The sequence below is a fragment of the Rhodococcus sp. KRD175 genome (assembly GCF_017168275.1).
In the GTDB taxonomy this organism is placed as follows: Bacteria; Actinomycetota; Actinomycetes; order Mycobacteriales; family Mycobacteriaceae; genus Rhodococcoides; species Rhodococcoides fascians.
Genome location: NZ_JABFAQ010000079.1, coordinates 19101 through 41641, shown reverse-complemented (window position 1 = coordinate 41641; position 22541 = coordinate 19101). Strand labels below are relative to the sequence as shown.

General features: G+C 66.2%; 16 protein-coding genes. 8 read left to right on the top strand and 8 right to left on the bottom strand.

Annotation, left to right across the window (positions count from 1 at the left end):
* Nucleotides 1-659 precede the first annotated feature (659 nt).
* Nucleotides 660-824 carry a hypothetical protein gene (locus J1M81_RS26105; protein ID WP_206499201.1) on the bottom strand — a complete coding sequence of 55 codons (165 nt, stop codon included), beginning with the start codon at nt 822-824 and terminating at the stop codon, nt 660-662.
* A gap of 365 nt (nt 825-1189) precedes the next feature.
* On the opposite strand from J1M81_RS26105, the gene J1M81_RS26100 reads away from it, so the two are divergent.
* The 3 genes from J1M81_RS26100 to J1M81_RS26090 all read left to right on the top strand — a co-directional run bounded on the left by J1M81_RS26100 (nt 1190) and on the right by J1M81_RS26090 (nt 2442).
* On the top strand, nt 1190-1330 hold the full coding sequence (locus J1M81_RS26100) for a hypothetical protein (RefSeq protein ID WP_206499200.1): 141 nt from the start codon (nt 1190-1192) through the stop codon (nt 1328-1330).
* Between the two features lie 205 nt (nt 1331-1535).
* Nucleotides 1536-1769 (top strand): glutaredoxin-like protein NrdH, encoded by a 234-nt coding sequence (gene nrdH / locus J1M81_RS26095; RefSeq protein ID WP_206499199.1) that lies wholly within the window; start codon nt 1536-1538, stop codon nt 1767-1769.
* A gap of 76 nt (nt 1770-1845) precedes the next feature.
* Nucleotides 1846-2442, top strand: a complete 597-nt coding sequence (locus J1M81_RS26090) for a DnaB-like helicase N-terminal domain-containing protein (RefSeq protein WP_206499198.1) — start codon at nt 1846-1848, stop codon at nt 2440-2442.
* Nucleotides 2443-2572: 130 nt separating this feature from the next.
* Here J1M81_RS26090 and J1M81_RS26085 read toward each other — a convergent pair whose 3' ends face one another.
* The 3 genes from J1M81_RS26085 to J1M81_RS26075 form a co-directional block, all read right to left on the bottom strand.
* Nucleotides 2573-2908: a hypothetical protein gene (locus J1M81_RS26085; protein ID WP_206499197.1), complete on the bottom strand. Its 336-nt coding sequence runs from the start codon at nt 2906-2908 to the stop codon at nt 2573-2575.
* Nucleotides 2905-3381, bottom strand: coding sequence for a hypothetical protein (locus tag J1M81_RS26080; protein ID WP_241258491.1), 477 nt, complete (start codon nt 3379-3381; stop codon nt 2905-2907). The genes J1M81_RS26085 and J1M81_RS26080 overlap by 4 nt, the downstream gene beginning before the upstream one ends.
* 84 nt (nt 3382-3465) lie before the next feature.
* Entirely contained in the window at nt 3466-4404 is a 939-nt protein-coding gene (locus tag J1M81_RS26075) for a hypothetical protein (RefSeq protein WP_206499196.1), read from the bottom strand.
* A gap of 198 nt (nt 4405-4602) precedes the next feature.
* Between J1M81_RS26075 and J1M81_RS26070 the strand changes: the two genes are divergently transcribed.
* The gene (locus J1M81_RS26070; RefSeq protein WP_206499195.1) at nt 4603-4809 is read left to right on the top strand and encodes a hypothetical protein; all 207 of its coding nucleotides are present in this window, start codon (nt 4603-4605) and stop codon (nt 4807-4809) included.
* 20 nt (nt 4810-4829) lie between these two features.
* Here the strand turns inward: J1M81_RS26070 and J1M81_RS26065 are convergent, their stop codons facing one another.
* Nucleotides 4830-5336, bottom strand: coding sequence for a hypothetical protein (locus J1M81_RS26065; protein WP_256993627.1), 507 nt, complete (start codon nt 5334-5336; stop codon nt 4830-4832).
* A 128-nt stretch (nt 5337-5464) separates the two neighbouring features.
* A complete protein-coding gene (locus tag J1M81_RS26060; RefSeq protein ID WP_206499194.1) occupies nt 5465-6001 on the bottom strand; it encodes a hypothetical protein in 537 nt (178 codons plus the stop codon).
* A gap of 271 nt (nt 6002-6272) precedes the next feature.
* Here J1M81_RS26060 and J1M81_RS26055 point away from each other — a divergent pair, with 271 nt between their 5' ends.
* Nucleotides 6273-7547, top strand: coding sequence for a hypothetical protein (locus tag J1M81_RS26055; protein WP_206499193.1), 1275 nt, complete (start codon nt 6273-6275; stop codon nt 7545-7547).
* Between the two features lie 73 nt (nt 7548-7620).
* On the opposite strand, the gene J1M81_RS26050 is transcribed toward J1M81_RS26055, so the two are convergent.
* Nucleotides 7621-8271 carry a M48 family metalloprotease gene (locus tag J1M81_RS26050; RefSeq protein ID WP_206499192.1) on the bottom strand — a complete coding sequence of 217 codons (651 nt, stop codon included), beginning with the start codon at nt 8269-8271 and terminating at the stop codon, nt 7621-7623.
* Entirely contained in the window at nt 8271-8558 is a 288-nt protein-coding gene (locus tag J1M81_RS26045) for a hypothetical protein (protein WP_143546444.1), read from the bottom strand. The genes J1M81_RS26050 and J1M81_RS26045 overlap by 1 nt, the downstream gene beginning before the upstream one ends.
* Nucleotides 8559-8733: 175 nt before the next feature.
* On the opposite strand from J1M81_RS26045, the gene mobF reads away from it, so the two are divergent.
* From mobF to J1M81_RS26960, 3 genes are all read left to right on the top strand, one after another.
* Nucleotides 8734-14454 carry a MobF family relaxase gene (gene mobF / locus J1M81_RS26040; protein WP_206499191.1) on the top strand — a complete coding sequence of 1907 codons (5721 nt, stop codon included), beginning with the start codon at nt 8734-8736 and terminating at the stop codon, nt 14452-14454.
* Nucleotides 14455-14634: 180 nt separating this feature from the next.
* Nucleotides 14635-15273, top strand: a complete 639-nt coding sequence (locus J1M81_RS26605; RefSeq protein ID WP_241258490.1) for a hypothetical protein — start codon at nt 14635-14637, stop codon at nt 15271-15273.
* A 659-nt stretch (nt 15274-15932) separates the two neighbouring features.
* The gene (locus tag J1M81_RS26960) at nt 15933-22502 is read left to right on the top strand and encodes a helicase-related protein (RefSeq protein WP_308051321.1); all 6570 of its coding nucleotides are present in this window, start codon (nt 15933-15935) and stop codon (nt 22500-22502) included.
* Nucleotides 22503-22541 lie beyond the last annotated feature (39 nt).

Here is a 22541-nt window from a genome sequence, read left to right as displayed (position 1 = left end):
CCACTCCAAATTTGTGTCCGGCACCGCTGGCCGCGGCACCAACTCGTGTGGAGTGATACAAACACGCCAACCAGGTCTCGGCATGGTGGGCAACAGTACGTGGACATCTGTCCATCCGTGCACAAAACGTGGCCCTCGCGATCGGACGATCCGGAGGCGGACGATTCCGCGACACCACGGCTTTGAAAGTCCGGGCCGAAGGCCTTGCAATGGACACCATCGTCGAGGGAACCCTGTACGCGTGGGCCCGGACCAGCGTCGGGGATTGGCTTGCGAGCGTGACTTTTTCAATCCCGACCGGCAACAAAAGAGGCCGACTCGACCTCGATCGGCAATGGGTCCCTGCCGACGCGATCACACCCCTCACGTGAACGACACCACCAACACGGTGGCCATCCGAGTCGGCCCCGAGCACCGACAATCAACACACACCACCACAGCAGCACAGGAGAGACCGTGAACATCGGCGACCGATACCACCTCGCACCCGGCGCACCCGGCATAGTCGTCGTACGCGAGATCCAAGACGGCCTAGTGCTAGTCGAAAACGAAACACCAGGCCCCGGCGTCTACCCCTACCTCGTCAAACCCGACACCCTCGTACCCGCCACAACCTGACCGCCCTAACCGCGACGCCGACGGGCGCGCCGCCGAAGGTTTCACCACACGCCCCAGGAGACGAACAACCGCACAGACAGAAAAGCGAAAGCTGCCGCGTCACCGAGCCCGGTCACGCTCCGTCGCTCCCGCGCAATCACCTTCACAGCCGTACCCCACACCGCGCCGCCGTAGAGCACCAGCTCCGGCGGCGTTCCGCGTCCCACCACCCGAAGCCGGCCACGTCACAAGTAGGCCCCGGCGGGCCACACGCACCCCTACGGGCCGCACCGAACCGAACTCCGCTGCGCTCCGCACTCAAAAGAGCGAAAAGAATCAAATTTCTTTTCGACGTAGGTGGCTTCTGGCGAGCATCCATCACCCGCGCCCGCCGCCTCAACCCCCCGCTCCGCTGCGCTACGGCCGAAGGCTCCGAACACTTTTCGTCCCGTAGTCGCTGCGCTCCCACGAAAACTGTCCGGCCGAAGGGTTGCCCCGTCGTTCCCGTGCGCTGGTTTCTCTCCCCAGCCACCACGGCGAAAGAAATTGGCAGGGCGAAGGTCCGGCCACCAGTCGAGAAGAACAGGTCACCATGCGAGCACAGCACCCCACCACCGCCGACGAAATCGACATCATCATCCACCGCAACGGCAGCCGCAAAGTCCGCCGCGCCGTCAAACGCGCCAGCGCGCGCCGCGACCGCCGCACCGCACGCCGCGAACTCCTCCACTGAAACCCTATGCAGACCGACACGGAAGTTGGAGGTCGACAGCACTTCCTAGGTGCCGATAAATGTAATTCATCAGAGAAATAGGATGGACGAAAAAGCAAGTGAGGCAATGGGAATAACGAATAATTCAGGTCCAATACACTTGGTTTAATTGACGTCAATGACGTAGAATAGAAGTCAACAGAACAATTCTCACGAGGAGGGAATTATGTCCATCACCGTCTACACGAAGCCGAATTGCGGACAATGCGACGCAACGAAACGACGACTCGACAAACACGGCCTCGACTACCAGACAATCGACATCACGCAAGACGACACCGCCCGCCACTTCGTCACCTGCGAACTCGGCTACCTCCAAGCCCCAGTGGTGGTCGTCGACGGCGGGGAGCACTGGTCCGGGTTCCGGATCGATGCCCTCGACAGGCTTGCCGCAGCCTGACCCGCCAAACTCGCCGACCCCAGCGCCGTTGCAACCCCACCGCCTGATCCGCCCGAGATGAACGCGAGGCCCCACGATGAATGCACTACGCGCAGTCCCCACACCCGGCGACGACACGGCAGCGCAGGCACGCGCGGACCTCGCACCCGTCGAGGACCTCGACACGTCCGTCGAGCCTGGTTACAACCCGGCCACCGACCCCGAAGCGATGCTCCTGTGCGCCCTGATGGACGTGCGCAATCAGAGTGCCGACGGAACCGACATCGAGCGGATCACCAGCACGCTCACCGCGGCGGACTTCGAGGATCCTGCGCACGCACGCATGTACGGGCACATCGTCGACCTCATCACCGCCGGCCAACCCCACGACTTTGCATCCGTCGCCGGTGCACTCATCCGATCCGGGGCAGACGGAGCAAAAGACGCACCGCTACGCAAACGCCTCATGGGTATCGTCACCGCCGGCGCACACTCTGTCGCCGCCGTGCACTACGCCGACAACGTCCTGTCCCAGTCCTACCGGCGCAGCTTCCACATCGCCGGCCAACGACTGACTCAGGCCGCCGAAGAATCACCCGAAGCGGACCTGTTCGACTACATGGTCGAACTCGGCATCCGACAGCGCGCAGCCTTCAACCGGCTCAACAGTTTTCGGCAACCACCGATATCCTGAACCGCCCGGGTTCCAGTGGTCGAGACGAAGACCTCGTAATCCCATAGGCCACAAAGATGCGGTAGCCAGATGGTGAAACCCCCGACCACGCGCGATGGCGGGGGGGTCACCACGTCGGGAGGAGACGTTGTCAGTCCTGGTGGATGGTCCGCAAGAGCTGCGCGAGAGCGAGCGCGGTGATCGGATCGTCGAGCGTAGGCGCGGCCGCGACGACCAACGCGAGGTCGGTCGAATCGTCGACCGCCGCGAGCAGATCCAACGATGCGGCAACGGCGAAGTCCGGCCCGGAAAGTTCGTTGATGATCGCCAGTAGCTCGACGAACCGCGCAGCGGTCTCCGGCCGAATGCTGCTGTGCAGCATGTCGAACGCGGCAACCGCTTCCGGCGATCGGAGCTCGGCGAGGGCCGCCAACTCCAGGGTGTCGACTTCGGTGAGAACAGCGGTGGCGTACTCGGGTGTGCTCATGGTCGGAGTCCTACGGTCGAGGGTGCGTCGATGTCACTGGTCTGCACGTCAGGGTGTACGAGGGGTAGTCGGGTCACGTCGTGATCGGGGATTCCGAGACGATGCGCGACAGTAGACGCGGAGCCGGTTGCCACCATGCCCGTGACCAGATCCACGCGGATACGGGCAGCGACGCGGTGCTGGTGCGCGAGGTAGGCGAGTAGCTCGGAGACGAGCAGCGCGGCACCGGCAGGTCCGCCGTATTGCTGCGCCCACCGCTCACCATCGCGGTCGGGGGAAAGCAACAGTCGGTTCGGATCGGTGAGAACCTCGTCGAGGATCTCCGCCGTGATACCGCACACCCGAAACCGCTCGACAATCTCGGGAATCTCCTCGGCCGTGCGGTGTCCGGCCAGTCCGATAGACCAGCCGACCTCCATCACGTCGCCGTGTGCGGCCGGCGGAGTGATCGAGCGAGGATCAACGGTGCCCATGATTGGTCCTCACGGTGGGGAAGCAGGTAACAGAGCTGGCGTAGGGGATGGAGACGACGTTGGCCCGGACGAGGCTTCGATCGGTCAACGTCCGAGATCCTGTGTCGAGCGTGCCTGAGGTGATGGCACCGGTGGGGTTACCTCGCGGGGGTGACTCGGCTGTCGGTTGAGCACCGTTCGCAACGAGGGGGGCATCGATGTTGCCGTGTTCTCACCGGTCAGTTGCCCGCGTGACTGAGCGTGCGTCGCCGGGCCGTCCATCGGCACGCCGTCCGGACGTGGCTCGAACGACTGTGTGCGCTTCCGCAGATCGTCCAATTCACCACTGAGTGCGGCGACGTGGTCGCGGTCCCACATTGCGTCCAGAGTTGCGATGTTCGCCCGAAGAGAGGCGATGCGATGACGTCGTTCAACTGCCTCACTCTCGTGCACGGTGATCGGTGCCGCATGGCTGACGGTCAATCTCCGGCTCTCGGGATCCGCGGTGACTGAACCGCCGATCCGTTCGGCGATCGCGGAAGCAATGCGCGTCGCGTCCGCGGTCGCGTACACCCCGACCACGGTCCGGGAATCGGGAATCGGCTCGGGACGGGTCGATTGAACCCGCACCTCACTCACGTCTGGCTCGGTCGGGGCCGCGTCGATGCGCGACGGAGCCGAGTCCGCGAATCGAGAGATCACCTCGGCTACCGCGGGCGGGGCCGGCACCTGCGCCCTGCGTACCCCCGATGCGTACCCCGGCTCGCTACTGAGCACCACCGCAAGTTCGTTGGGCGTGCCGATGAAGGGCAGCTCGGTGTGCGCTCCGTCGCCCGCCCGGACACTGACAGTGGCCGCGATACGGTCGATCTCCCGGCCGGCGGACAGCATCGCGGCCTGACCGACAGCGAAGGTCGCAGCCGCTGTCCGGGAAAGGAATTCGGCGCGGGCGAACACGTGCCCCGGATCGTTGTGCTGATCGAGGGATGCGACCTCGACTGTGATGCGCTCGGAATGGGTGGGACGATTTCGTGCTGAAGTCATGACGGTTGATCCTTTTTCGTCGTGCGCGTGAGGATCTCCCAGAGAGGGATGACACGCGCGGAGGAAGAGCGAAAGGGCGTCGGTTCAGAGGGCGTCGACGCGCCGGCTGTAGCCGCGTGCCTCGAAACCTGTCGGTGCCGTGGTGTCTACTGGCCGCCACACGGGGCGACCCCCAGAACGAGAAGCGAGGTGATGATCGTGGTGATAGCGATAGTGGTCGGCATCGTTTTCGTCGTTGCGGTGTTGCGCGCCGGCGTCACCGACGACGGTGGCTGGCGATTCGCACCGATGCGCGCGACCGGAATGGTGTTCGGCATGGGTTTCCGGCTCGTGAGCGTGGTGGTCGGCGTCCTGTTCGCGATGGCCGTGGCGGTCGTAGCCAGTGCCTTCAGCAGCTCCCTGTGACCTTGCGTCCAGCCGTGGTCTCAGAACAAGGTCGGCGTAGCGCTCTCCAATAGGGCTGCCTGTACAGCTGCGTCGTCCCAACCATGGCGTACCGCCGCACGCAACCGGCGCGATCGAGCAGCACGTGCGGCTCGATCCGGCCCGTACCAAAGCCCGGGTTGGCGACGTCCACCGCCGCGACCTTTCGCTGCCATGTCGCGCAGATTCTGCGACTGGTTCCCGTCGACCACGTGGAGTGGCTGTTGCTGCGCCTCGTCCAGCGTCACTCGTACGCAGATCGGGTTGTCGCACATGTGCAATGCGTTCACCGACTCGTCGATCGACCCACCGAGCGCGATCGCCAACGCGTAGCGATGCGGGCGAACCACCCGCGGTCGTCCACCGCGGGAGACCCAGAATCTGCCGTACCCGTCGTCGGCAATGGCCCCGATCCAGATCGCACACGACGACCGGTGCGGCCCATGTACGACGTAGCTGCGAAACCGAGCTCGCTCGTCGGCGTCGCCCACTACCAACGGTTTCGGCACCGACTCCCCACCCACCTAACGGTTCCCGGCCGGCCGGCCTGTCGTGAACACGACGGCCGCTGTGCGCCAACGGCTTCTCGCCGCGAACACGGCCCGCTGTCGAGGATCTCATCGACCCGTCTCCCGCGCTATCCGGTGTGCGCCAGTGACTGTACGTCGGGAGCGTTGTCGATGCGCCCGTGTTCGTTCTGCGCCTGATGATCCGAGGGAGCAGTCGTCTCGGTTGAGCTTCGCTCACCGGCGCTGCTCGACGCGGCGTCCTCGCTCGCGTTCAGGCTGATCCGCGGGCGCTTCGGTGTGGCGCTCGCACTGCGTTTGCGTGACTCCGTCGACTTACTACCGACAGCGGAGGAGATGACCGACGTCGGCACTGCGAGCCCGATGTCGCGCAGTTCAGCTGCAGTCCACCCGCCCACCAATGCTTCTCGCATCGCGGCGTGAACGGCCTTCTTGCTGGCGTCGACCGATTTCGCTGCTGCGCGTTTGGTGGCCTCGGCCGCTTTGATCGCGGCGTCGGCTTCGGCTCGTTGCTTGGCGGCGTTCTCCTCGGCAGTTCCGACTGCTTGCTGTGCGGTCACGATGGCTTCTGCCAAGGCGACACGTCCACGAACAGCGGCCTCCGCGGCGGCGTAGATGGCTTCTGTATTGACTGGGGTGACACTCATGAGTTGCGGGCCTTTCAAGTCGCCCGAACCGCCGGCACCAACAGCGCGACGAGTTCGGTGGGTACACGAATCTGCGCTTGAAGGATCGACCCGCAACGGCATCCTCAGCGCTGCCCAGCCTACCCGGTCACTGCCGTACGCACACGGGTCGAACGCCAGGCATTCCTCCCCGATCGAGAACACAGAACGCCGCATCGATATGCCGAGGTGCGCGACGGCAGATAGCTACGCTCGCGGGTGCCCCGTTGTTCGAGATCGGAAGGCCCCGTAGATGACGCGCAAGGACGAGACGTGGTTCCGCCTCCGAGAGTGGACGCAAGGACAGACCCCATCGGAACGCCTCGCGGCGCACGTCCTCCACGCGGAGGGGTACGAGAACATCGACCCCTCACACCCGCTCGGCGGCAAGGACAGCGGCAAAGACGCCGTCGCCACCAAGGACGGAAAGAGCTGGATCATGGGTGTCTACTTCCCCCGAGGTCAGCAGAAGTTCGCCGCGACCATCAAGAAGAAGTTCACCGACGATTTGGCCGCTGCCAAGAATCACGCCCCGCATGGCTTCGTCTTCGTCACCAACCAGGAAATACTGTTGGCTGAACGAAAGGATCTAGAAGATCTGGGAGACGGAACCGAGATCGAGATCTACCATCTCGAGCGAACCATGGGTGTCATTGATCGGCCCAACATGGCGCAGATACGCAAGCAGTACCTCGACATCGAAGCCGGCCCACCTCCCATCGACGTAGCACTGTCCATCGACGGTTCTGCCCGCTACTTTTCAGACGGTGACGCTGCGAGCTCTACGTTGATCGCCGCGATCAGTGATCAGCAAAGACGGGAATTCGACGAGGCAGCCGAGGCGGCACGAAAGGAATCACCGTTCGGTGTCCGACCCTTGAACCTCCCGAACCTCTCAAGTTTGTTGGGAGTCGAGTACGACCCGCAGCCGCGAACGAGAACAGACCTCGACACCCTTCTGGACGAGTGGTCGCAGGACGTGCAAGAAGGCTGGGACGACAGTGAGCAGTACCTGGCAGCCATTGCGTGGCCAGGCACGCGACTGCGGCTACGAAACATCGAACGCGTCTTCCTCAACGACGTCCAAGTCAAGATCACGATCAAGGGTGCGCAAGGTCTCGACTGGGAAGAGCGCGACGCCTTCGACTTCGACGAGTTCATTCCCCCCGTCACGCCACCGAGCACGCCTCTGTTCGACCCATACATTCCACCCCCAGTAATGGACTACAGCGCAAGATTGCAATTCGCGGGCGCTCCCCTTGCATGGGAGAACGTCGACGACGAGACGATCGTCATCACAATCGATCTGCAACACCTGCGCCCCGACGAGACATGGACCAGCGATGACGAACTGCTGATCTTGCGCGCGGTCGACAGCACCGCGTCTTCTCTATCCGCCGAGTGGACCGTAACCGCGCAAACCTACGGTGAGTCCTACAGCGGAGAGCCCATCCAGATCCCGGTCGAGGCAGAGTCCGTCAAGGATAACGTTCGTGCGGTGGCTCAAGCTGCACTCGATCGGACCTGAACGAGACAAACTCACCCGACCGAATGCTCTCGGAAGCGAAGCGGGAACGGGGCAATTCGGGTCCGCCGGCCACCTAACGTCTCTGGGCTTCGCGGCGGCGTTGCCGTGCGATCCGCATGCGGTGTGAGGGGTGCGTGTGTGACGGCCACACGGTCGAACGGGAACCGTTCTCGGCGTACACGGCCAAGCACGCCACAACGCCCCTACTGCCGAACAGACGCGCCGCCACACCGTCGGCGTAGTACTCACGCGGCCAACTCGTCACCATCATCGACACCACGACGGCAACTCCCACGGCCGAGACGAACAGCGGGAACCATACCGACGCATCCAACCCGCCGTCCGACTCACGCGTCCACGACACGAACGCGGCGACGCAGCCACCGAGCAGAAGTGCCACCAGAGCGAAGTACGCGAGATAGTAGAGCCGGCGAGCGCGACGAATGTTGGTCAACTCCTCACGGTGACCCAGTTCGTGCGCCAGCAACGCCGACGACGGCAACGACCACGGATCCGGCTCTGCGCTGATCCACCCATCCGTCACACCCAACGTGTCGGTCCCATGGTGATAGCGCGCACCCATACCCAACGGCCCGGGCAGGAACTCGACGGACGGGGGAGTGGACTGCCCGAGTAACGCGGCGATTTCACCGACACGAGCCACCCACGCCCGGCGATGCTCCTCGGTCGTCGTCGACTGCCGCACCGGTCGACGCGCGGCCATCACCCGCCCTCACTCCCCACGCCGCTGGCGGCCACGCGCGAGACCAAGGCACGGGCGGACTCGTCATCGAGCCCCACCATCTCCGCCGCCACGTCGAGACCGCCGACATACGACTGCAACTCGATCAACGCCGCCACCATCGCCTGCTCCGCTGCGACGACTTGAGCTTGCGCAGCCAGAAACGATGCCACCGCCGGTCGAGCCGAGCTCGCCGCATCGGCCACCTTCGCTGCCGCTGCCGCGCGGAGCTGAGTTCGCGTAGAGATCCGATCACCCGACCTACTCATCGCAACACCCACCTCCAACCCAGACGCCAGTCAGACCTCGTCACGTCCCCACAGGCCCTCGCCTGCAGCTCCGTCCCTGTTGCCGCACCATTCCACCTCACGAACCCAAGATCAAGTCCTACAGACCTCTTGCATTAAGGATAACGAAAAGATAACAGCAGCTATGATCTGTTTCGTGACCGCGACGATGCACAAGCTGACCGCCGGGGACGGGTACATGTACCTGATCCGGCAGGTCGCTGCGCACGACGCCACCGCACGTGGACGCGACACTCTCGCGGACTACTACTCCTCTAAAGGCGAGTCACCCGGCCTCTGGATGGGATCGGGGCTGCCCACGCTGCGCACCATCGGCGCAGGCGACGAGGTCACCGAAGCGCACATGCTCGCCCTGTTCGGCGAAGGCAAACACCCCGACGCCACCGCCATCGAGGGCAGGCACGCCACCGCCCTCGTCGCCGACGGTGCCAGCAAGAAGGACGCCGCCGCGCTCGCACTGCGAGAGAGCAAGCTGGGCAACCCCTTTCGGATTCACACCGGCGTCACCGAGTTCCGCAAGGCGGTCGGCGAAGCGTTCACCGAACACAACGCCGCCCTCGGTCTGCCCTCCCACGCGCCGGTCGACGACGACGTCCGCGCACAGATCCGCACCCGAATCGCCCGCGAGATGTTCGAGACCGAACTCGGCCGCGCACCGCTCGACGACCGCGAACTCAGCGGCTGGGTCGCCAAGAACTCCCGCGCCAAGACCACCGCCGTCGCCGGATACGACATCACCTTCTCCCCGGTGAAGTCGGTCAGTGCCCTGTGGGCGCTGGCCCCGCGAGAGATGTCCGAAGCGATCGAAGCCGCCCACCACGACGCGGTCAAAGACGCACTCGACTGGTTCGAGAACAACGCCCTGCTCACCAGGCTCGGCACCGACGGTGTCCAACAAGTCGACACCGAAGGGATGCTCGCCGCCGCCTTCACCCATCGCGACTCCCGCGCGGGCGAGCCCGACCTGCACACCCACGTCGCGATCTCGAACAAGGTGAAAGTCAAAGGACAGAACAAGTGGCTCGCCATCGACGGCCGGCCACTGCACAAAGCGATGGTCGCGATCTCCGAGACCTACAACACCCGCCTCGAGGGATACCTCCGCGAACGCCTCGGCGTCGACTTCGCCGAACGCGCCGGCACCGACCCCGGCAAACGCCCGATCCGCGAAATCGTCGGCGTCGACGCCGATCTGGCAGCCCGCTGGTCGTCCCGCGCCGGGATGATCGACTTGCGTCGGGGAGAGCTCGCGGCCGAGTTCCAACGCGAACTCGGCCGCGAACCCACACCCGCCGAAGCCCGCAAACTCAACCAACGCGCCAACCTCGAAACCCGCGAAGCCAAACACGAACCGCGCTCGCTCGCAGAACAACGCACCGACTGGCGGGCCGAAGCAATCGAAGTCCTCGGAAACGAACGCGCCCTCTCGGAAATGATCCGACGCACCACCCACGACCACGGGCCCGTACGCGAACCCGTCACCGTGGACGCACAGTGGATCGCCGAGAGCGCCGACCACGCCCTGTCGGTGGTCGGGCAGAGCCGCGCCCGCTGGCAGCAATGGCATCTGCGCGCCGAAGCCGCCCGCATCGTGCGCGCGTGCTCGGTCCCGAGCGAGCAGATGGAATACGCGATCACCGCCATCACCGATGCTGCTCTGGATCCGCAGCGATCGGTCGCGTTAGGACCGGACGACGACCTGGACGAGCCGGGGGTATTGCGCCGCAGCAACGGGGCGAGCGTCTACACCACCGAAGGCACCCGCCTCTACACCTGCGAGTCCATCCTCGCCGCCGAAGACCGCCTCGTACAGGCCGCGCAACTCGGTGGGGGACGCAGCGTCGACCCGCTCACCGTCGATCTCGCCTTGCTCGAACACGCCGCCAACAAGTTCGACCTCAACGTCTCGCAAGCGCAGATGGTCCGCGAGCTCGCCACCTCTGGGCAACGCCTCCAGCTCGCTCTCGCACCCGCCGGCACCGGCAAGACCACCGCCATGGCCGTATTGCGGAGCAGCTGGGAAGCGGAAGGGGGTCACGTTCTCGGTCTGGCACCGACCGCCGCTGCTGCTGCCGCCCTTGAAGAAGACCTCGACGCGACGACCGACACCCTCGGCAAACTCGTCCACACCCTGCGCGAGCTCGACGACGCCGCATCCGGCGAGGTCGTGACAGTCCCCGACTGGTTCGACAGCATCGACCACCGTTCTCTCGTCGTCATCGACGAAGCCGGCATGGCCTCGACCGCCGACCTCGACCTGGCCGTGCAGTTCGTTCTCGACCGGGGCGGCAGCGTCCGTCTGGTCGGAGACGATCAACAGCTCGCCTCCGTCGCCGCCGGCGGAGTTCTCCGCGACATCGCCACCACCACTGGGGCGATCACCCTCACCGACGTCGTCCGATTCAAGGACAACGCCGAAGGCCTCGCCTCCCTGGACCTGCGAGCCGGAAACGCCGAAGCGATCGGCTTCTACATCGACAACAACCGAGTCCACGTCGGAGATCTCGTCGCCGCCGAAGACCAGGCCTACTCGGCGTGGCAACGCGACATCGACAACGGCCTCGACGCGGTCATGCTCGCCCCCACCCGTGACACGGTCCGCACCCTCAACGAACGTGCCCGCATCGACCGCCTCGCAGCGACGGGCAAGACCATCATCGGCCGCGAGGTCACCTTGGCCGACGGACTGCACGCCTCGGTCGGGGATGTCATCACCACCCGCCGCAACGATCGACGACTCGTCGTCGGTGCCACCGACTTCGTCCGCAACGGCAACCGGTGGACCGTCGAGGAGACGAACGCCGACGGCAGCCTGAAAGTCCGCCGCATCGGAGACAGCCGCGTGGTGACCCTGCCCGCCGACTACGTCAGCGACAAGGTCACCCTCGGATACGCCCGCACCATCCACGGCGCACAGGGCATCACCGCCGACACCTGCCACACCGTCCTAAGCGGACACGAGACCCGACAGCTCGCCTACGTCGCCGCCACCCGTGGCCGCCACGAGAACCACCTGTACTTCGGGTCCGCCCTCGACGGCGACGAACACTCGGTCATCACCCCCGAAGCCGTCACGCCTCAAACGGCGGTGGACCTGTTCACCCGCATCCTCGGCCGAGACGGCGCGCAGGAATCGGCCACCACCGCCGCCCGCCGACTCGCAGACCCCGCCGAACGACTCCCGATCGCCGCAGCGGCCTACGACGATGCCGTCGGCACCGCAGCAGAACAGGTCCTCGGCAACGACGAGATGGAGCGGATAGACACCGAAGCGGACAAGATCGTCCCCGGCGTCACCGACGCCGCAGCATGGCCCGTGCTGCGCAAGCACCTGGCCATCCGCGCCGTCGGGGGAACCGACCCGATCGCCACCCTCACCCGCGCCGCCGGCCACCGCGAACTCGACACCGCCGTCGACGTCGCCGCCGTGCTGGACTGGAGGCTCGACCCGAGCGGGGAGCACTCCGCCGGCAGCGGACCCCTACCGTGGCTGCCCGCCATCCCCCCAGCCCTGCGCACAGATCCGACGTGGAGCAACTACCTCACCGCACGCGCCCACCTGGTCGACTCGCTCTCGACAGCGGTCCACGAACGCGCCCGCGACTGGACCAGCGAGACCGCGCCAATCTGGGCCCGCCCCTTCCTCGAACACCCGGACCTGTTCGCGGATCTCGCCGTGTGGCGCGCTGCCCACACGGTCGATGACATCGACCTCCGGCCCACCGGTCCCGCGCAGTACGCGGCCGCACACAAGCGGCAGCAGAACCGGCTCGACAAGAGGGCAGCAGCGGTCATCGGCTCGCCCGATGCCGCCACCAACGCCTGGAGAGCGCTCGCCCAGAAGATCGAGCCGCGGATCCTCACCGACCCGTTCTGGCCGGTGCTCGCACTCCGGCTGACCACCGCCCGCCGCGCCGGTCTCGACGTCCCCGCTCTGCTGCGCTCGGTCACCGGGGACCGCCCACTTCCCGACGAGATGCCCGCCGCAGCCCTGTGGTGGCGGCTCTCGCGCACCCTGAGCCCGGCAGCTCTGGACTCCACGACACCGTCCAAGCACCTCACACCGCACTGGACGCCGGCGCTCGACGTCGTGTTCGGCGAGGAGACGGCTCGCACGATCCGCAGCGATCACGCATGGCCTTCCCTTGTCGCCGCGGTCGACAACGCGCCCATCGACTGGGAGCCGCAGCAGATCCTGGCCTTCACCGACGAGTTGCTCACCCAGGCCCGCGAGGTCGACGACGAACTACGCCCCGACGAGCTGACCCAAGCGCTGGCGTGGCGGATCACCGCCCTGAGCCATCACGAGTTCACCCACCACGACTTCCCGGCCGTCGAGCACGCACTGGTCGACCCTGCCGAGGACGAGGCGGCAGCAACGGTCGCCGGAAAGACCGACCCGTACGAGTCGACCCCCGCCGCCGCACAGAGCCACGCCCCTGAGACCGTCACCGGGACCGGCCCGGTGTTCGACGTCGGCTTCGACGACTACTACCCCGAGCTGAGCGACGCGGACCTACCTCCTGACCCGGAGTCCGACCTGCCCCCACCGGACTTCGAGTACGACACCGGAGCCGACTGGGACATGCTCGCGGAGTCGATGGACTCCCTGCGCATGGTCCGCCCCGAACACGAAGACATCGCACCCGCCGCACGGGTAGCTGCGCTGCACGCCGAACTCGCCGACGCACGCAACCGCAGCAACGATCTGTGGCGCGCGTACCTCGACGAACGAGGCCCGGCGATGACCGCCGCGATCCCCATGATCGTCGATATCCGCAGCCGTGCCGACGCCCTGCGCCCGCTGTACTTCGCCGCACAGGACGCGCACGCCCGGTGGCTCGACACGACCCACGAACTCGAAACCACCGACGCTCGATGCCGAGACCTGGCGCGAGCTGCAGCAGCCGCGACCAAGGACGGCCGCGACGACGACGCACTCCACGCCCAGGCCGACCTAGCCCTGGTCGAGATACTGCGCGAGCACGCTCACGCCACCGAACGTGACGCACACCAGCTCTGGAAGCGGGCCCAGACCGACCTCGAGACCGCCGCCGGGGGACCCGCCAACATCGTCACCACAGCCGACGCCGACGTCATCCGCGACACGGCAGCCAGCATCGACCAGATGTCCGTTGACGACGCCCGCGCCACCGTCCGCGCACTCGAAGGCGAGATCATGCGCGCGGAAATGCACGAGGCCCACCACGATGCCCCCACCGTCGCCGAACACACCCCCCTGCCGCCCGCACGCTCACCCGAGCCGGATGCACGCGGCCGAGTCGCGACCCTGCCCAGACCGGACATCGAACACACCACGCCTCGGCTCGCCCTCGACGACGCCGAGCACACCCGCTCACCGCACGCCGACCTCGAACCCATCGCCGCCGAGCTGATCACCGCTGATCGTGCGGTGCCCGAGGTCCAGACCTCCGAACGCCGGCAACCGGAACCGACCCGGGAAGAACCCACCGCTGCCCGCACCACCAGCTCTGCCGTCGACGAGACGCCCCAGCCCGATAGCGCCCGCACCGAGGCCACGCAGCACGACCTCGACCCGCACGCGATCGACCAGCGCATCTCAGAAGGAACCAAGGCCATGAAGACCGCAACACCCGAGCTCAAGGCCAAGATCAAACAGACCACCCTCAGTCAACGGCTCAATCCCAGCGAGAGCGGAGCCGCGACGCTGGCTCGCTACCGCGCGGAACTCGAACGCCGCGCCGCCCTCACGCAGGACGAACGCACCGCCGAGGACGCGGTACGCGAGCGACTACGCAAGCAGGCGAAGGGAAGCAAGGGCCCGCACCGAGAACCCGAGAGCGGCCCACGAAAGGACCGTGGCCATGAACTGTGAGCACCGAATGAAGGACGGACCACGATGGACGAGCCCGACCAGCCGAACGGCCGCACCGATCCGGTGTGCCGCATGGGTAGATTTTTCGCTTTCACCACACACCGAGCGGGGGCGCAGCGACCATGGCGCGTGACGACCAGGACCAACCGTCCCTGTTTTCGATCGGAGAGGGGACCGACGATGTCGGAACCGGAGATGAACGTGGATCTGCGGATCCGCGACGAAGTGCGCAGGATCTGGGGGGAGTGGATCGGACTCGATCCGGACCTGCCCGAGGCCGCACGCGAGGAACAGATCGAGCGCGAAGCGGCGCGACTGACCCAACTGGTGGAGGAAACGGTGGGGGACAGCGCCCACGGCTTCCTGATGGATCGGTGGCGGGCCGAGAACCCGGGAGTGACACCGGACTACCCCACGACCGTGGCGTTGATGACCACGGCCTGGCAGTCGGCACGGTCGAAGATCCTCGAGGAACACCTCTACCCGCAGGTGACCGAGGAGATCTACCAACGGGTGATCTCCACGGACGCAGTGATCGAGGGGGAGCGCCGAGCGCACCTGCAGACCGCACAGGACAATCGCGACGAGATGCGTTGGACGACACTGTCGGTGGACATCTCGCCGCTGGCGAGCCGGATCGTGGACCGGGTATGGATGGACCGGCCGGGCCGATTCCTGCTGCTCGCCCAGGCACTGATCCAACAACGACTCGACGACAACCAGCCGACGCCGACCACAGCGAACGATCCGATCGCCGCGGAGCTCGAAACACTGATCCTCGACGAGATGGACCGAACACCGGGCACGACTCCCTTCTGACCCTACGGGCGCAGTGGGTCGACGCCCACACGGCCACCGCCGACATCCTGCACCGAGGAGGCCGGCTCAGACAGCACCTCGACAACGCCGAACGGGCGCTCGAACGCGCACGCCAGCAAGGCAACCGCGACGGCATCGAGGCACTGACACAGCGGATCTCGGACCTGTCCTACCGCCGCACCCGACTGCTCGCCGACTACGAGCGCGCCCGCGCGGGCGAGGGGCAGCTCGGCAACGCCCTGCGCGCAGCCGGAATCGACCCCGCCTCGATCAACCACAGCGCCGTCGCCCGCGCCGATGCCGCACAACGCCGCACCCCACCGACCTGGGCGAACGATCCCGCCACCGCACGCCAACTCGACACCCTGCGCACGCTGCTCGCCCGATCCGGACTACCCGACGACACCGTCGACGCGCGCCTGACCAAAGCCGAAGCAGACCGCTCCATCAAAGCCATCCTCGCCGGCGAGCTGCCACTGCTGCGCAGCACCGACGAGGCGACCCAGCCGGCACCCCCGCAGGCGTCTGCACACGAGGCACTCACCGAGCGGATCCGTGCCGCCGTCCTCGCCGACGCAGATCTGACCGTCTCGGCCCAGGCGTCGTCGAACACCTACGCCCAGTTCCAGTCCTGGGCACTGGCCCGGACGAAAACGGTCATGCTCGACGCCGTCGTGGCCATCGACGACACCGACACCGCGCTCACCGCTGCCGCACAATCGCTACTGGCCGACCCTGCCCGCCTCGACGCACTTCCCCACGAGCTGGTCGACCTGCTCTGGCAGACTCACCACCGGGCACCCGAGGCCGACCCCACCGAGCCGGACACCACAGGGCCAGAGACCACCGACGAAGCAGCACGTCAGCACCGCGCACAGAACGAGCTCGACAACGCCGCCACTGCTGAGATCGTGGACTTCGACGATCGCGGACGTCGCGCCTACAACCCACGCGCACCCTTCGCTGCGCCCGACCCCTCCGCCGACCCCGTCGTCGGCGCAGCACTCGAATCACTGCCCGCCGACAGCGCCGAAGCCACACAGATCCGCGCCGACTTCATCCACGGCTACACCACCGCCGCCAGTACCGATGCTGCCAAGGAAGCCGCTGCGGGCACCGAAACATCGGTTCCCGCAGGCGATCTCACCGACACCCCGACACCCCGCGAGGTACCCGACGCGCCGGTCGAAGTGCCCCAGTACGAGACCGGAGAACCCCTCACCAGCCCGTTGTGGCGCAGCAACAGCCTCATCGCCGCCCAACGCCCCGACGGCTCCACCGTCTACATCAGCGCCGACACCGCCCGCCGCTATGCCGACGTCTCCGATACCGTCACGTCAGAACCCGAACCCCAGACCACGACCGAACCGGAAGCGACACCCGAACCCGAGACCGCCACCGACCGCGTTGGCGTCGACGCAGGCGAACCGAGCCAGGAACCGTTAGGTAGTGGGGTCGAGGCAGCCGCCGATCCAGTCAGAACTGTCGCTCCCGCAGTCGATTTCGTTCTCGGCACGGACGTTCTCGTTCCGTCCGGAGCGAAAGCCCGAGCCCGCGCCAACCTCGACGCCCTCGCCATCGTTCAGGGGTTGGCCGCCGAGTCCCGCCCCGCCACGGCCGCCGAGCAGGACACCCTGGCTCGCTGGTCGGGATGGGGCGGCGTGCCGCAGATATTCGATACCGCCAAGGCCGAATGGGAGCCCGAGCGCGAGGAACTGCGCACCCTGCTCAGCGGCCCGGACTACGCCGCGGCCCGCTTGAGCACCGTCAACGCCCACTACACCGATCCCGCCATCGCCTCTGCCCTCTGGCGCGCCGTCGAACGCGCCGGTCTGCCCGAGGGTGCCCGCGTCCTCGAACCGGGCTGCGGCAGTGGACACTTCGTCGGTCTCGCCCCCGCCGGAACGAAGATGGTCGGCGTCGAGCTCGACCCGATCACCGCGGCGATCGCCCATCACCTCTATCCGAACCAGCACATCCGCAATCATGGATTCGAGGCCGCGTTCGCCGCCGACAGCACGTTCACCGCAACGGTCGGCAACGTCCCGTTCGGTGACTATCCGGTCTACGACGACATTCACAACCCCAACAGTCGCTCGATCCACAACCACTTCATCATCAAATCCCTGCACCTGACCGCGCCCGGCGGGTACGTCGCGGTCATCACCAGCACGTTCACTTCCGATTCGGTGCGCCCGGCCGCGCGGCGCGAGATCGCCGCCCTGGGTGACCTCGTCGGCGGGGTCCGGTTACCGTCGGCCGCGCATCGCCGCCAGGCCGCCACCGACGTGCTCACCGACGTGCTGATCTTCCGCCGGCGGGAGCCGGGACGCGAGGCCACCGAACAGACCACGCTGTGGACCGAGGTGGCCCAAGTCACCCTTCCTACCGGGAACGGAGACAACACCGCACCGATCCACCTGAACCGGTACTTCAACCGGCACCGAGAGCGCATCCTGGGCACCGTCGAGGTCGGTTCCGGAATGTACGGCTCGACCACGATGAAAGTCGTTGCCCCGCAATCGCAATCCGTACCGGCGCTGCTGACCCGGGCGCTGGAGACCATCGTCGACGACGCCCTGGATTCAGGCCTGGCCGTGACCGCAGCGGCTCCGGATCGAACCCAGCATCACGAGCTCGACGATGCCGGCCTGCACACGGACTCCGGGACCGATACCGGAACCATCCCCGGCACACTGCGATTCGACGCCCACAGCTCCCGGTGGGAGCAGTACCAAGTCGGTGCCGGATGGGTCCTGACCCCCGCCAAGGGCCGCGAGATCAACGATCAGTGGCAACGACTGCTCGCCATGGGCGATACCGTCATGGATATCGGTGACAGCGCACGCACCGCCGACTCGACCCCCGAACACCGACAAGACCTGCGCGAGAAGCTCGATCGGCAATACACCGACTACACGAGCCGATATGGCTTCATCAACCGGTTCAAGTGGACCAACCACGCCACCGAGAACAGCCCCGAGAAGACCGCCGAGAACTTCACCGCCCTCGAAGCGCAGTGGCGCATCGACGCAGCCCAGCAGGCTGCACTCGATCGAGGGGTGGACCCCGACGACCTCGCGGACCTCGATCTACCCCCCTACGGGGGTGAGATGCCCACCGAGGTCACCGAAGCACTGCTGGAGAAGGCACGCACCCCGGCGCAAGGGCCCCGCAAGAGCCGCCACCACCTGCAAGGGGCCATCAGCTTCGACCCCCGCATGGCGATGGTCCGATCGCTCGAACTCTTCGACGACGAGACCGAGCAGGCCAACAAGACCTCGATCTTCGATACCGACGTCACCTTCACCACCGAACGCGCCACCAGCGCCGCCGGCATCGACGAAGCGATCGCCATCGCCTTCGACGAACGCGGCAGCATCGACCCCGAACGGGTGGCCGAGCTGCTCGACACCGACGTCGAGGACGTACTCGACCGAGCCCGAGGCAAGATCTACCCCTCGCTCACCGATCCGAGTACCTACGAGGTCGCCGGCCAATTTCTCGCCGGCGACGTCCGCAGCAAACTCGCCCGCGCCCGCGTCGCCGAAGCCGAGAACCCCGACGTCTACACCGGCGTCGTCGACGCCCTCGAAGCCGTCGTGCCACCCGACGCCGATCCCGCGCGCATCGGGGTGCGCCCCGGCGCGGAATGGGTCGGAGTCGACAACCACAAGCAGTTCCTGGTCCAGGAGTTCGGGATCGACCCCGACGAGCTGACCGTCTCGTACGCCGCGGTCAACGCCACCTGGCAGTTCGAGACCAGCTCGGCCCCGAACTGGGACGACCCGCAAGGCTACGAGGACCCGTGGGGCATCGCCGGCCGCTACTCCGGGCTCGAGCTGTTCACCACGATCGCCAACAACAAGCCCGTCGAAGTGCTCAAGACCGAGAGCGAGCTCGACCGCGAACCCAAACCGCGATTCCACCCCAAACACACCACCGACCTGCGCAATCGCGCGGTACGGCTGGAAGAGAAGTTCGTGCAGTGGCTCTGGTCCGATCCGGCCCGCTACGAGCACCTCACCGAGGTCTACAACGGGCGGTTCAACCGGTTCGTCAAACCCCAGTTCGCCACCGAGCACAAGCAGTACCCGGGCCTGAACCCCAACTACATTCCGTACTACTACCAGCGGCAAGCCGAACAACGTCTGACCCACGGTGAGACGATCCTGCTCGATCACTGTGTCGGATCGGGCAAGACCCTCACCATCACCATCAGCTGCATGGAGATGCGCAGACTGGGACACAAACGCCAGCCGTGGGTGGTCGTGCCGAACCATCTCGTCGACCAGTGGGCCGCCGAGGTTCGCGATGCCTATCCGGCCGCGAAAGTGCTCGTCGGGGGCGACCTGTCCGGGCCCCGCGATCGGCAACGCTTCATCGGTCAAACCGCCGTGACCGACTGGGACATGGTCATCGTGCCCGAATCGGTGATGAAGCTGATCGCCGTCAGCAAAGACACCGAACTCGCCTACATCGACACCCGCATGATGGAACTCCGCGAAGGCCTCGAACGCGCCAAGGAGACCGGCGGCGAGCACACCATCAAACAGATCGAACGTGTCCTCAAACGCGAACAGGCCAAACAGCAGAAACTGGTGTCCTCCAAAGCATCCGACACCGGCCTGACTTTCGAGCAGTCCGGCTGCGACTTCCTCTGGGTCGACGAGGCGCACTACTACAAGAACCTCGCCCGCACCTCCAACTCCGCCGACCTGTCCCTACCCGAAGGATCGCAACGCGCCTCCGACCTGGAGATGAAAGCGCGCTGGCTGCGCGACCGCGCCATCCTGCGCAACATCGAATCCGGACAACCCGACGCACCCGCGAAAGCGATCGCCTTCGCCACCGGAACACCGGTGAGCAACTCCCTGTCCGAGCTGTGGGTGATGAACCGCTACCTGCGCCCCGATCTGCTCGACGCCGCCGGTATCGGCCACATCGACGCCTGGGCACAGACATTCGCCAAACAGCGCACCACCGTGGAAATGAACATCACCGGTACCTCACTGCGTCCGATCTCGCGGATGGCCGAGTACCAGAACCTGCGTCAACTGATCGCCATGGTCGATCAGTTCCGCGACGTGGTCACCGAGGACCAGATCCCCGTCGAGCTGCCGCGAATGCGCACCGGCAAGCCGCTGGTCGTCGAATTCGACCTCGCGCCGCAGGTCCGCGACTTCATGTTCGACCTCGACGAACGCATGGCCGCGACCTCCGGTCGCAGCATGGACGTCGACAACGCGTTGAAGATCTCCAATGACGGGCGCAACGCCTCCCTGCACCCGACGCTGGCAAAACTGCCCGAACCCGAGCCCGAACACGACCGGGTCGCTGTCGCGGCGGATCTGCTCTGGAAGACCCACCTCGAGCACCGCGACCTGTTCACCCCCGCCGACCGGCACGGCCCCGACGCGCGCGGGGTGTTCCAGATGGTCTTCTGTGACCGCGGCACTCCGAAGGCCGGTGGTGCGGGGGAGAAGAGTCTCTACGCGCGACTGCGAGAAGCGTTGGTGGACAGAGGAATGGAGCGATCGGAGGTCGTGTTCATTCACGACTACCCGACACCGAAACAGAAACAGCAGCTCTTCGCCGACTGCCGCGCCGGCAAGGTTCGCGTGCTGATCGGCTCGACACCCAAGCTCGGTACCGGGGTCAACGCCCAACGCCTACTCAAGCAGCTCATCTCCCTCGATCCCGCGTGGACCGCAGCGGACATGCAGCAGCGGTTCGGGCGCATCATCCGGCAGGGCAACGTCCACCGCGAGGTCGACGTGGTCAACATCGTCGCCCGACGCTCCTACGACGCCACCATGTGGCAGATCATCGAACGCAAAGCCCACTCCGTGCAGCAGCTACGCGGAGGCGAGATCCCCGACACGATGGAAGACGTCGGCGGCGACATCGCCCTGTCGGCCGCGCAGACCAAGGCCGCCGCCACCGGCGACCCCGTCTACGTCCGGGCGATCGAGCAGCAGGCGCACGTCGACGCGCTCGAATCCGAACAGACCATGATCGCCAACGCGAACGCCTCACGCCGCGCGGCCATCGACCGCCTCGACCGCGCCGCCCAGCGCCTCGACGCCGACATGCCGACGATCGAGGCCAATGCCGACCGCGCTGCAGCGTGGCTCGACATCGACGACCGCGCCGAGAAGATGATCACTATCGATCACCGGACCGCGGCCGACGACGACACCGAATCGCTCGTCGACGCGCTGCAGAACGTCCTGCAGACCACCTACATCGACATGCGGGCGGTCAAGAGCGGACGACCGAGCGAGTTCGCGGAGATCGCCGGCGTCGCGATCGCCGGCACCTACCGCCCGGTCAACGACCAGCTCGAACTGTCCATCGATGCAGGGCCTAAGCGGTACGTCGAGCACCGCAAACTCACCGAAGCGATGTCCAGTGCCACCGCCGCACGTGGGATCCTCCAGCAGATGCGCAACATGATCAGGGAGCTGCCCGTGCGCGCGACCGCAGCGCACGCCGACCGCGCGCACATCGCCGGGAGACTGACCGAACTCACCGCGCAGGAGGACCGAATCTTCACGCGCACCGACGAACTCGCCCAGGCACGCTACGCGCTCACCGAACTCAAAGCGGACGTCAATGCCCGAGAGAACTCACCCGAAGCGCTCACCGAACGCGGACGCGACCTCGACCGGCGCCGATCGCAAGGGCTGTATCCGAAATGGAGCCTCGACCTCAACCCAACACCCGCGCACGCCGACGCTCAACACAGCAGCCGTGCAGCGCTTGTCGAGTCCGTTCCTGAGCGGATGCAGGCCTTCGCCGAGAAGTGGGCTGCAGCCCAATCCGAGCGAGACGCGCGCCGCGCCGACGACCCGTGGAAGCCGAAATCGCCTGATGGGTCACGCTTTCAACGCGGAGCGGACCGCGACAGCGGGGCACCGGGAGCGGCGATCCAGTGGACCGACCGCACCTGGCACTGGACGGCATGGACCGGCCCCGACAGCTCGACCTCCGGATTCGAGGAACGCCGCGACGCCGCCCGCTACGCCGCAGACGAGGGGATACGACAGCTCGAGGCAGAGCCAGACGCGGAGACGTCACCTGACTATGGACACGCTCCCGGTGCGTCCCCCAGCGCACCGTCGTTGAAGTCCATGCTGAACCGACAGGCGACCAGACGCCGCGACGTCGATCGACCACCGCCGTCTGCAGCCGATCGGGACCGTGACCTCGGACACGAGCGGTAGACAGGTGTGGCCCGTGTTGTGCATATAGAGATAGAGATT